This is a genomic window from Knoellia sp. LjRoot47 (genome assembly GCF_964253435.1).
Classification (GTDB): Bacteria; Actinomycetota; Actinomycetes; order Actinomycetales; family Dermatophilaceae; genus Knoellia.
Window position 1 is genome coordinate 1,858,645 of sequence record NZ_CAXUQS020000001.1, and the last position, 12,517, is coordinate 1,871,161.

7 protein-coding genes are annotated in these 12,517 nt (G+C 70.0%); 6 read left to right on the forward strand and 1 reads right to left on the reverse strand.

Annotated elements, in window-relative coordinates; all coding sequences use genetic code 11:
• The first annotated feature begins 226 nt into the window (after positions 1-226).
• The 5 genes from ACSQ11_RS09135 (at position 227) to ACSQ11_RS09155 (ending at position 9,635) form a co-directional block, all read left to right on the forward strand.
• On the forward strand, positions 227-919 hold the full coding sequence (locus ACSQ11_RS09135) for a 50S ribosomal protein L25/general stress protein Ctc (protein ID WP_147062064.1): 693 nt from the start codon (positions 227-229) through the stop codon (positions 917-919).
• Between the two features lie 173 nt (positions 920-1,092).
• Positions 1,093-1,683, forward strand: coding sequence for an aminoacyl-tRNA hydrolase (gene pth, locus ACSQ11_RS09140; RefSeq protein ID WP_436006739.1), 591 nt, complete (start codon positions 1,093-1,095; stop codon positions 1,681-1,683).
• A gap of 355 nt (positions 1,684-2,038) precedes the next feature.
• A complete protein-coding gene (locus ACSQ11_RS09145; RefSeq protein WP_436004822.1) occupies positions 2,039-3,385 on the forward strand; it encodes a sugar transferase in 1,347 nt (448 codons plus the stop codon).
• Between the two features lie 430 nt (positions 3,386-3,815).
• A complete protein-coding gene (locus tag ACSQ11_RS09150) occupies positions 3,816-8,084 on the forward strand; it encodes a LamG-like jellyroll fold domain-containing protein (RefSeq protein ID WP_436004823.1) in 4,269 nt (1,422 codons plus the stop codon).
• A 120-nt stretch (positions 8,085-8,204) separates the two neighbouring features.
• Positions 8,205-9,635, forward strand: coding sequence for a polysaccharide biosynthesis tyrosine autokinase (locus ACSQ11_RS09155; protein WP_436004824.1), 1,431 nt, complete (start codon positions 8,205-8,207; stop codon positions 9,633-9,635).
• A 58-nt stretch (positions 9,636-9,693) separates the two neighbouring features.
• Here ACSQ11_RS09155 and ACSQ11_RS09160 read toward each other — a convergent pair whose 3' ends face one another.
• The gene (locus ACSQ11_RS09160) at positions 9,694-10,929 is read right to left on the reverse strand and encodes a glycosyl hydrolase family 28-related protein (RefSeq protein WP_436004825.1); all 1,236 of its coding nucleotides are present in this window, start codon (positions 10,927-10,929) and stop codon (positions 9,694-9,696) included.
• 273 nt (positions 10,930-11,202) lie between these two features.
• Between ACSQ11_RS09160 and ACSQ11_RS09165 the strand changes: the two genes are divergently transcribed.
• The gene (locus ACSQ11_RS09165) at positions 11,203-12,444 is read left to right on the forward strand and encodes a hypothetical protein (RefSeq protein ID WP_436004826.1); all 1,242 of its coding nucleotides are present in this window, start codon (positions 11,203-11,205) and stop codon (positions 12,442-12,444) included.
• Positions 12,445-12,517: the final 73 nt, after the last annotated feature.

Below are 12,517 nucleotides of genomic sequence, written 5' to 3' on the forward strand. Positions count from 1 at the left end.
GACTCTCGGGGTTGCCTCGGCGAGGGACGCTGCACCGGCCAGAGCTGTTCGGGCCATGCGCGTCCGTGATCGACGCGGTGGCCGTAGATCCTGAGGTCGCAGAGACCGGATGATCCGCGGGCCAGCGCGCCTGTCCGTGCCGTGTCCCGCGTCGAGGCCGCCGCAGACGTCGACCCCCCCCACCGCCGTCACCCGATCGATTCGCCTCAAGTCACCAGGAGACACCGTGTCCAACGACACCATCAAGCTGCAGGCCGAGACCCGTACCCAGTTCGGCAAGGGCGCGGCCCGCCAGATCCGCCGCGACCACAAGATCCCCGCGGTCATGTACGGCCACGGCGCGGCCCCCGTCCACATCACGCTCGTCGGCCACGACGCGATGATGGCGCTGAAGAACCCGAACGCGCTCCTCACGATCGTCCTCGACGGTGACGAGCAGATGGCTCTCGCCAAGGACGTCCAGCGCGACCCGATCAAGCCGGTCATCGAGCACATCGACCTCGTCATCGTCCGCAAGGGCGAGAAGGTCACCGTCGACGTCCCCGTGCACCTCGAGGGCGAGGCCGCCCCCGAGACGGTCGTCAGCCTGGACCACTCGAGCCTGCAGGTCGAGGCCGAGGCCACCAACATCCCCGAGTCGGTCACCGTCTCCGTCGAGGGCCTCGAGGCCGGCACCCAGATCCTCGCCGGCGCCGTCGAGCTGCCCGCCGGTGCGACGCTCGTCACCGACGCCGAGGCGCTCGTCGTCAACGTCACCCAGCAGATCTCCGCCGAGGCTCTCGAGGCCGAGCTCGCCGAGGCCGAGGCCGAGGCCGGCATCGAGCACGAGGAGTCCGACGAGGACGCCGAGGCGACCGAGGGCGAGGCTGCCGAGGGCGAGGCGACCGAGGGCGACGAGGCGAAGTCCGAGGACGCCTGAGTCCCCACGCCTTTGCGTGACTGACGCGCATCCCGAACGGGCCCGGTCCACTGCGGACCGGGCCCGTTCGCGTCCCCGGTCCGGCTCGCTGCGTCAGCAAGGGTGGTCGAGAAGGCGACCAGCATTGCGGACGCAGGCACCCGGCATACTTGCTCGTTGTGAGTGAGACGTGGATGGTCATCGGCCTGGGCAACCCGGGACCGACGTATGCCGGCAACCGCCACAACGTCGGAGCGATGGTCATCGACGAGCTGGCCTCGCGGACGAGGAGCGCGCTGCGCGCGCACAAGGCGCGGGCGTCGGCGGCCCAGGTGCGGATCGGCACCGGGCCCGGGGGAGTGCCCGGCCCGAGCGCGGTCATCGCCGTGCCACACAGCTACATGAACGAGTCCGGTGGGCCGGTCAAGGCGCTCATGGGGTTCTTCTCGGTCGGCCCCGAGCGGCTCGTCGTCGTCCATGACGAGCTCGACATCCCCGCCGGTGACGTCCGGCTCAAGCTCGGCGGGGGCGAGGGCGGTCACAACGGGCTGCGCTCGATCTCGAAGTCGATCGGCACGCGCGACTACCTCCGGGTGCGCGTTGGCATCGGTCGCCCACCCGGTCGGCAGGACGCCGCCGACTACGTCCTCAAGGACTTCTCGACGACCGAGCGCAAGGAGCTCCCCTTCCTCCTCGGCGATGCCGCCGACGCCGTGGAGATGCTCGTCACCCAGGGGTTGCTCGACACCCAGCAGCGGTTCCACGCCCCTGCCGCCCGGAGCTGAGTGGTCCGTTCGGGCCAGGGGGTGTCATCAGTGAGACGGAGGCACTAGCCCCTTTGCGCAGATCACCCCACTGGACCGGCCTATCTTTGCGGTTTCGTGACATGTGCGCGGCGCCGCCTCCCTAACGTCCCAGACAGCGCAGCACGCGTTGATGGGAACGACCGTTTGGGGAGTCGTTGTGAAGAACCTGCGAAGTGGACGGGCCAAAGGTGCGGGAGGGGCTGCGCCACTGGACGTCGAACGCACGCCGAGGGTGGTGATCGACAGACTACGAACTGCCCCGCGCAAACCCCCCGTAATGGTCGACCCGACTCCGAACGCACGGGAGTGGCCGGCCGCCTATCGACGGCGGCTGGTGGTCAGCGACGTGTTCAGCGGAGTCATGGCGAGTGTGGTCGCCGCCATCTGGGCGCCGCCGGTGGCCCACGGCGCCAGCCTGTTCGTGCTCACCCCGATCGCCTGGGTCGCCGCCGTCGCCCTCAACCAGGGATACCTCGGGCGCAACTTGGGCCACGGCGCCGAGGAGTACTCCTCGGTCGCGCGTGCGGGTGCGGTCCTGCTCGGCGCCATCGGGCTCACGTCGTTCATGCTCACGCTGACCCCGGCCCGCAGCCACATCGTCGTCGTCGCAACGCTCGTCATCGTCTCCTCGCTCGTGATCCGCAGGGCGCTGCGGGCTTGGTTGGTGCGTCAGCGCCGCGACGGCCGCTACCGCCAGCGGACCATCGTCGTCGGGACGGTGGGGTCCGCGAGCGAACTCATCAGGGAGCTCCGTCGGTCGCCGTCGAACTTCTTCGACATCACGGGTGCCTGCGTCAGTGGTGCCGAGGACGTCACTGACGTCGACGGCGTGCCCGTGGTCGGCAACCCGAGGGACGTGGCCCTCGCTGTCGACTTCAACGACGCTGACATCGTCGCCGTGAGCGGACACCCCGGTCTGTCCGGACGGGACCTGCGAGAGCTGGCGTGGGAGCTCGAGGACCGTCAGGTGGACCTGGTCATCTCCCCGGGAATCTTCGAGGTGGCAGGGCCGCGACTCTCACTGCGTGCCGAGGCGGGGGTGTCCCTCCTTCACCTGGAGCGGCCCGGTCACACCCCCGTTCGTCTCAGGGTCAAGCGCTTGCAGGACCTCCTGCTGGCACCCGTGATCGTCGTGCTGGCCCTGCCGATCCTGTTGCTCATCGCGGCGGCGATCCGTCTCGACTCGCCCGGCCCGATCTTCTTCCGCCAGACCCGTATCGGTCAGCGCGGTCAGGAGTTCAGCATCTTCAAGTTCCGCACGATGCGGGTCGACGCCGAGGCACATCTCGCCGCTCTGGCCGCCGAGGGGCACGAGGTCAACTCGGTCCTGTTCAAGTCCAGGACGGATCCCCGGATCACGAGGGTCGGGAGGGTCCTGCGACGGTTCTCGCTGGATGAGGTCCCCCAGCTGTTCAACGTCCTGCACGGAGAGATGTCTCTCGTCGGGCCTCGTCCGGGGCTGGCCGCCGAGGTCGACAAGTACGAGCCCGATGCGATGCGTCGGCTCCGGGTGCGACCGGGCATGACGGGACTGTGGCAGGTGAGCGGCCGTTCCACCCTGGACTGGGAGCAGACGGTGCGGCTCGACCTCTGGTACGTCGACAACTGGTCGTCGATGCTCGACCTCCAGATCCTCATCCGCACGGCCCGGGCCGTCATCGGCGGCAACGGTGCGTACTGACCGCCGTCAGGGTCGGGACCGGCCGGGCGGCCACAGCCCGGTGTGCATGGTGTGGTCACGCCGTGGCCGGTCACGTGGTCACACCAGATCACGAGGCATGGGAACAACGGCGGCTTTTCGACGATCCGCGACGCGGCACCGAGTCGGCGGTCCTACGGTGATTCGGGGCGCGCCCACGCAAACCCCAACCGGACAGGGTCGCCGAGCCTGAGCTCGCGACGCCACGAGCACAACAGCCGAGCACAACAGCACAGCCGCGGGCCTGCCAAGGGCATCGTCCCGCCAGGACGACGCCACGGTGACGCCGCCACTCTCACGCACAGCCCAAGGGAGCCTGCCCATGCCACGCTCAACAGGAATCGGTACGTCGTCCTCATCCCCGACGACGCGGTTCCGACACAGCCTCGGGCGCTGGACCGCGGCGGTCACCGTGGGTCTTTTCGCGTGCGTCTCGCTGTCCGTGATCCCCGCCGTCCCTGCGGCGGCAGTCTCACCGGGAGTGGGCTTCACCGGAGACGCCCTGTCCACGTGGCAGACCGACGGCATCGTGTGGACCCTGGCCGAGGCCGGATCTCGGGTGTACGCGGGCGGTTCGTTCGCCTCCGTGCGGCCGCCGGGGGCAGCCCTGGGCACGTCAAGCCAGCCCGCCGCGAACATGGTCGTCCTCGACTCGGCCACCGGTGCCCCGACGGCCTGCCGCCTCGACTTCACCATCGGTACCGGTACGGCGACGGTGCGCTCGACGGCGGTCTCGGCCGATGGCGGCACGCTCTACGTCGGCGGCTACTTCGGTGCGGTCAACGGCATCTCGGTGAGCAACCTCGCCGCCATCGACACAGCCACCTGCACCCCTTCCGCAACGTTCCACCCCGCCGTCGCGAGCGTCGTGCGGGCGATGGCGGTGTCCGGTGACACGCTCTACCTCGCCGGCGACTTCGTGTCAGTGGGGGGGCAACCCCGTCAGTACCTCGCCGCCGTCGACGGAAGGACGGGCGCGGTCCGACCCTGGCTCGCGGATGCCGACCAGCCGGCGCGGGCCATCGCCGTGACCCCGGACGGAACGCGGGTCATCGTCGGAGGTGAGTTCAGCCAGGTACGGGGAGCCAACTCGAGGGCACTCGCCGTGCTGTCGGCCTCCGACGGGTCGCTGGTCCGGGCCTACCCCGCTCCGTTCATCCCGTCGACGTCAGCCGTCAAGGACATCGCGGTGGACGCGGCGAGCAACTCCTTCTACATCGGCGCCGAGGGCACCGGAGGTGGAGTCTTCGACGGCCGCGCCGCCTTCTCGCTCGACACGCTCGACCAGCGCTGGCGAGACACCTGCCTCGGTGCCACCCAGGCGGTCCTCGTCTTCCAAGGAGCTTTGTATGCCGGGCACCACCTCCACGACTGCCGCACCATGGGTGGGTTCCCCGACCGCGAGCGTCAGTACCTCACGGCGCAGTCGACCGCAGACGGTTCGTTCCTGGGCTGGTACCCCGACACCAACGCTGGCAACGGCGAGGGCATCGGTCCACGCGACCTCATGACGGCCACGGGGAGCGGCACTCCCCAGCTCTGGCTTGCCGGTGAGTTCACCACGGTCAACGGCAAGGCCCAGCAGTCCCTCACCCGCTTCGGGTCCACGCCCGACATCGGCTCTCCGAGTCTCCCGGTCGTCAACGTCTCCAGCCTGGCCAAGGGGACGGCGCAGGTGCACATCCAGGGAAGCCAGGACACCGACGACGCAGACCTCACCTACTCCGTGTTCCGCAACGGGGGTTCCACGCCCGTGTGGACCGGGTCCGCGAGGTCGTGGTGGTACACCCAGCCCCAGCTGACCTTCGTGGACACCGGCCTCACCCCGGGGACTACCGTCTCCTACCGCGTCAGGGCCAGCGACGGCGTGACGTCCAGCGTGCTCTCGACCGCCGTCTCCACCGTCGTGGCGGACTCCGACAACCCCTACGCGTCGGCAGTGCTCGCCGACTCACCGGAGATGTTCCTCAGGTATGACGACGTCCTCGGGACGACCTTCGCCGCCGACTCCAGCTCGGGTCGCGTCGACGGGACCTACAGCGGCGGGACCACCCGCGCCGCAGGCGCCCTGTCGGCCGGTGCAAACACGGCTCTGGGCCTCAACGGCACGTCTGCATACGCCTATACCGACGCCGTCCGAGCCGCGCCGGCCGACGTCACCGTCGAGACCTGGCTGCGGACCACGACGACGCGAGGCGGGCGGATCGTGGGCTTCAGCCAGGGCAACATGCGCCAGAGCACCACGACCGACCGACAGCTCTACATGCTCAATGACGGCCGTGTCTCTTTCGGCGTGCAGGCGCCGGCGTACACGGTCCTCACGAGTCCCAACCCTCTCAACGACGGTGCCTGGCACCACCTCGTCGGCACCCGGGGACCGGAGGGCATGGCGCTCTACGTCGACGGAGTGAGGGTCGGACTCAACGGAGTCAGCGGCTCGGTCTCCTACACGGGCTACTGGCGCGTCGGCTGGGACACCACGAGCGGCTGGCCGTCGCGTCCCACCTCTGCCTACTTCGCAGGGGAGCTGGACGAGACCGCCGCCTACACGAAGGTGCTCACGGCCGACCGCGTGGCCGCCCACTACCGCGCGTCCGGTAGGACCTTGGCCGCGGTGCCGACTCCCGCGGACGCCTACGGGCGCACCGTGTCCGGTGACGGACCTCTGCTCCAGTGGCGTCTCGACACGACCTCCGGATCGACGCTGCTCGACTCGACCGAGGCACGGCTCGATGCGACCCGCGACCCCTCCACCAGCCTCGGGGTCGCCGGTGCGCTGGCCACGGGGACCGCGCTCCGGCTCGAGGGTGGTTCGGTGGGGGCTGCGGCAGCGGTGCGCTCGACCGGGTCACCCAACGACTACACCCTCGAGACCTGGGTGCGTTCGACCAGCACACGCGGAGGCCGCTTCCTCGGGATGGGGTCGTCGCCGACGGGCACCAGCACGACCGTGGACCGGCAGCTCTACCTGCGCGACGACGGCCGGGTCTCGTTCGGCTACCTCAACGGCAACAGCCGAACGGCGGTGTCCTCGACGTCCGCGATCAACGACGGGGTGTGGCACCACGTGGTCGCCACCCGCACGGCGGGTGCCACCCGTCTCTACGTCGACGGGGCCCTGGCTGCCTCGGGCGGAACGAACACCACGTCCTCCACGACGGGATGGTGGCGCCTCGGCGGTGACCGTCTCACCTCATGGCCGAACACGCCACGCAACACCCACCTCGCGGGTGACCTCGACGAGGTCGCGGTCTACGGGAAGGCCTTGTCGGCATCGGCCGTCTTCGCCCATTACGCGACGGCCCGCCCCGCGGCCGACGCGACACCGCCGAGCGCCGTCAGCGGCCTCGCGGCCACGGTGGGCGCCAACGGCGTCACGCTCGCCTGGGACTCCGCCACCGACAACGTCGGCGTCGTGCGCTACGAGGTCTACCGGAGCAACGACCCGTCCGTGCCGTTGACCGCTGGGAACCTCATCGGCCAGCCCACGACGACGTCCTGGACCGATGAGGTCGCTCCCGGCGCTTGGAACTACCGGGTCCGTGCCGTGGACTCCGCGGGCAACGCCGGTCCGGCGAGTGCCGTGCAGTCGGTCGACACTTCGGGTCCCACCCAGGTGACGGGACTCGAACTGACGCGGACGCCCGGCGGAGTGAGCCTCTCGTGGGCCGCGGCTACCGACAACGTCGGTGTCGTGACGTATCGCGTCTACCGCACGAGCAGCCCGACGTCACCGCTGACGGCCGCAGACCTCGTCGCGGAAGGTGCGTCGACCTCGGCGACCGACACCCCGCCGCCGGCCACGTGGTCGTACCGCGTCGTGGCGGTGGACGGTGCGGGCAACGTCGGACCGGCGAGCGACCCGGTGACGCGGGACCTGGCGCCGCCCTCGGCCCCGACGGCTTTCGTGGGGTCCGCGAACGGTACGGCGATCACGCTGACGTGGGCTGCGGCCACGGACAACGAGGGAGTCGTCGGCTACGAGGTGCTGCGGTCGGCCACCCCTGACGCCGGAGTCGACGGGTCGACGGTCATCGCCACGGTGTCGACCACGACGAGCTCGGACACACCCGCGGCAGGGTCTTGGGTGTACCGGGTGAGAGCGACGGACGCAGCCGGCAACGTCGGTCCGGTCAGCCTTCCGGTGACCGTGGACAACAGTGCTCCGGAGCCCCCGACGGTGGCCACCGTGCCGGTCTCGCTCGACACGTACGTCAACCAGGGAGCACCCTCAGCCACGTACGGCACGAGCACCTCGCTGGCCTCGCGCGGCGCCACGGGCACGACGGCATACAACGCGTACCTCAACCTGACGCTGCCCGGCGCCCCCGTGGGGAAGCACCTCACCAAGGCCACGCTCAGGGTCCTGACGACCTCGCAGACGATCGCGGGCTCGGTGGACACGCACCAAGTGCGAGCGACCACGAGTGCGTGGTCGGACGCGACGACGTGGAACACGCGTCCCACGTTGGGCACGGCCGTGCTCGGTGAGCTGCGCGCCGGCACCGTGCCGTCCACGGCCTACGAGGTCTCGTTGGACGTCACGGCGATCGAACCGCTGCTCGGCGGCGACATCGGAATCGCCCTGACCAGCCAGGGGTCGGACAACCTTTGGATCGGCTCGAAGGAGGCGACCGCGAGCCAGCGCCCGACGTTGGTCCTCGAGTTCAGTAATTTCTGAGTGGTGACCGCGCACCGCCCACCGTGGCGCGTAGACTCCTCACGCCCCGGAAAGGGAGCTCGGGGGTTTGTCAGAGTCGTGCGTCCGCGCCTGCGGGCCGGTGATCCTCGGAGCCACTTCATGAGCCTGTTCGACTACGTCCGGGTCCTGCGCAAGCGCTGGGTCCTCATCGCCGTGCTCGGTCTACTCGGTGCCGGCGCCGGCGCCGTGGCGACCCAGCTCGTCGCCCCTCGCTATGAGGCCCGGGCCGAGCTGTTCGTGGGCAGCGTGGTGGATCCGGACGGCAGTCAGGGATCGGCGCTGCAGAGCTCCGAGTTCACCATGCAGCGCATCAGGTCCTATGCGCGTCTGGTCGACAGCCCCTTGGTGCTCAACCCCGTCATCGAGCAGCTCGACCTGGGCGAGTCGCGTGGGCAGCTTGCGGCCAGGACGTCGGCCTCCTCGCCACCCGACACCGTATTGCTCGTCGTGTCCGTCGAGGACGCCGACGCCGCGCGCTCCGCTGACATCACCAATGCCGTGGCCACGCAGCTGGCGAAGGTCATCCAAGCCCTGGAGAGCTCGACGAGCGGGGCCGTTCCGGTCAAGCTCACCGTGGTCCAGCCGGCGAGCACCCCGGAGTTCCCGACCCAACCACGTCCCCGCCTCAACCAGGCGCTGGGCCTGGTCGCCGGACTCACCCTGGGCCTCGTGGCGGCGGTCCTGCGCGAGGCGCTCGACACGAGCGTCCGCAGCGCGGAGGAGGTCGACGAGATCACGGGCACCGCCACCTTGGCGCGGGTCCCGTACTCGGGGAAGTTCGGCTCGACGCCCGCCATGGTGCTCATGGCCAACGAACCCCTCGCCGAGCCCTTCCGCCGGGCGCGGACCAACATCCACTTCGCTTCGGTGGACAGCCCTGTGCTCTCCTTGGCCGTCACGAGCTCGGTGGCCTCCGAGGGCAAGACGACGACGAGCCTCAACCTCGCCCTCGCCTTCGCCCAAGCCGGGTCCAGCGTCGTGCTCATCGAGGGCGACCTACGCCGTCCGATGCTGACCCCGTTGCTCCGCATGGGTGTGGGGCTCGGCCTCACCGACGTCATCGCCGGTCAGGCCACGCTTCCCGAGGTGCTGCAGGACCTCGAGGCTGGCAAGATCTCGTTCATCGGGCACGGCACCATCCCGCCCAACCCCAGTGAGCTGCTGGCTTCCAAGGCCATGTCGAAGGTGCTGGCCGACTTGCGGGACACCTTCGACGTCGTCATCGTCGACACCCCTCCGCTGCTCCCCGTCGTCGATGCCGCCGTGGTGGCCGGCGCCGTCGACGGGACGGTGCTCGTCGCGCGCTACGGCGCGGTCACCCGCCAGCAGCTGGCGCGGTCGGTGGCCAGCCTCGAGGCCGGCAACGCGCGGCTGCTCGGCACCGTGCACACCTTCGTCCCGGACCGGGAGCCGGGCTACACCTACCGTGCGCCGGTCACCGAGCTGAAGCGAAGTCGCCGCAGGGGGATCCGGTCCTGGTTCAGGCCCTGGCGGCGGGCCGGTCGGCAACCGGTCGAGGAGACTGGCTGACGGACGAGGTCGTCGAGCCCGTACCTCCTCTCGATGTCGACCCCGTCGAGGCGCGCCTTCAGCCCGCCGCCGTGTCATGGATGTCGATGCAGTCCCGAAAGGCGTACCGCGTCGGCGTCGGCGTCGAACGAAGGAAGCCCTTCGGGCCGTAGGCCACCCGGTGGTGCAGGAGCCGGGTCCCTTCATAGATCATGCGTCCTCCCGCCGCGGGCCTCGCCCCGGCGGCGACCACGTGGCTCCCGGCCAGGGCGCAGTCCCGGTAGCGCACCAGCGGCAGGCGGTTCCCACCCGTCGTGCGATAGACGTGCAAGGCATAGCCGGCGGCACTCGGGTTCTGGAGCGAGGCGACGTCCGAACAGGAGTCGAAGGTCACGCTGCCGTTCTCCCAGGCACAGTCGATGATCCGGTGGTTCGCCGCCTTGGGCTCGAAGCGCACCCCCTGGACGAGGAGACGCGCGACGGACGGGTCGCCGTTGCGGCGGGGCAGGTGGATTGCCGTGCACGGTCCGATGTCCTTGGAGGCCATGCTCCAGGACCCGCCGAGGATGTTGATGCTTCCCCCTCGGTCGAACCGGAGCATCGTGCCCTTGCGCAGCGCCATGTGGCAGTTGAGCAGCATGAAGTTGAGGAACTGGTTCTGCTGCGCGTTGTTCGCGGGAGAGGTGATACCGACCCGAAGCATCGCGTCGGTCACCGTGAAGTCCACCGACGTCGAGCAGCCGTCGAACATCCACTCCGAGTTGTTGTTGGCCTGCTGGTCCCCGTCGATGCCGATCACGCGGTCCCATGTGCCGCGCCACTCCACGCGCTCGAAGCTGATGTTCTGGTTCTGACCGGTGCCGTATGCCGGGTACCTGAGTCGGTCGTCCTCCCCGTCCCGGGACCAGAAGTACGCAAAGCGGTTGCCGGGGTTCTCGGATCGGAAGGAGAGCTCGGCGACCTTGAGGTAGCGCAGGCGAACGGCAGCGGTGAGGAGGTTGCCGGCCCTCGGGTCCTCCACCCTGGCGGCGGTCCGGTCGTAGAGGATCTCGCTCACCCGAGGGCCACAGCCCAGGATGCTCAGGCCGAAGACAGGGTCGGAACGGCCACGGGTGGGGGACCACATGAGCGTGTCGGGGCGGGTCACCCGGTAGGTACCCGGCGGGAAGAAGAGGGCGTGACTCACCACGTCGTCGCGCCGGCCCGCAAGCACGGCGGACACAGCACGCCGGATGGCCATCGTGTCGTCGGTCCGCCCGTCGCCCACCGCCCCGTGGGCGCGGACGTCGACGAACCAGGGCGGCCTCGGTGTCACGATCGTCGATGGTGTGACCGTGCTCGCCTCAGCTGTCTGGCCCCGCGAGGACGGCACGCAGGCCGTCGCACCCATCGCCAGGGCAGCGAGCGCTCCGCCGGTCACAGCGTGTCTTCTCGGGACGGCTGCGGAAGGCGGCGTGTCTGGACTATCGTCGCCGGGGGAGAAGGACGCGGGTGTTCTCATGCTCATGCGAGGCCTGCCTGTCCTCGGCCCCGAACATATGGATGACGCACGACGTCCGTCGGGGCTCGACCAGATCAGGATAGGCCGATGAGGGGACTCGCGGGGAAGCGCTTCGTCGGTCTGGTCCTGCGCGTGGGGCCGCAGCTTCTCGACCAGGCCTTGTCGAGCGTCTCCAACGTCCTGGCCGTGGTCATGGTGGCACGCGCCCTCGGCGCCGAGGGGTTCGGTCGGTTCGCGGTCGTCTTCGCGGTGCTCACCCTCGTGCTGGGCGTGTGCCGTGGCCTGCTCGGCACGCGGGTGGGATTGCAACCGACAGCGGCGGCGACTCGGATCGAAGGGGACGCGATGCTCGGCCTGGTGGTCCTCGCCGCTCCCAGCATCGTTCTCCTGGTCGCGGCGGTCGCTGTGACCCTTGTGGGCGACCTGGGGCCCATCGTCGTCGTGGTGTCGCTCGCGGCCCCGGTGGTGTGTGCTCAGGATCTGCTCAGGCACGTCGCGATCGCCGGGGGGCGCGCGTGGGTCGCCGTGGCATCCGACGGGTCTTGGTGTGCGGGACTCCTCGTGCCACTGGTGTCCGGTTGGGAGCCGGACGCCACCCGTGCGTTGGGAGCATGGCTGGTGGCAGCGGTGCTCGCCCTGGGCGTCGCGGTGGTCGGGCTGAGGCCCAGACCGTCCCTCAGGCGCGCGTCGACGTTGTGGCGTCAGCGGGTCCCGATCTCCGAGTCCGTCGCGCTCGCGTCCCTCACGGGTGCTGGCGCGGCCCTCCTCGTGACCACCGTTGCGGCAACCGTGGTCGGCCCGGCAGCCGCCGGCGCACTGCGCGGCGCCAGCACCCTCATGGGCCCGCTCAACTCTCTCTTCGCCTGGTCCGCGATCGCCCTCACGCCTGCGGTGGTTCGCCGGCCTGCAGCAGCTCGGGGACGGGCTTGCGTCCTCGCCTCGATCGGGCTCGCGGCCACGGCACTGGCGTGGTGCGCCGTCGTGCTCCTCGTCCCGGACTCCTGGGGTACGGCGCTGCTGGCCGACACGTGGGACGGGGCCCGGGCGGTGCTGGGCTGGACGTCGGTCGAGTTCGTCGCGCTTGCCGTGGGCGCCGGGGCGACGCTCGGCCTCAAGGTCGGCGGTCATGCCCGGGTGCTCACTCAACAGAAGACGGCCTATGCCATCGGTCTGGTCGCTGTCGCCACGTTGTCGGCGCTCTGGCTCGGAACGGCCGTGGCGGTGGCAGGAGCGCTTGCGCTTGCTGCCGTGACCGCGACGGGGTTCGCCTGGTGGCGACTCGCGCGCCTGTCGGACCAGGACCGTTCTCACGCTCCGGTGGCCAAGTAGCCACCCCCCATTGTGATCATGCCACGAGTGGTATTCAGGTCATTCTGTGGTAACAGGGGTCGGCGCGGGGTCC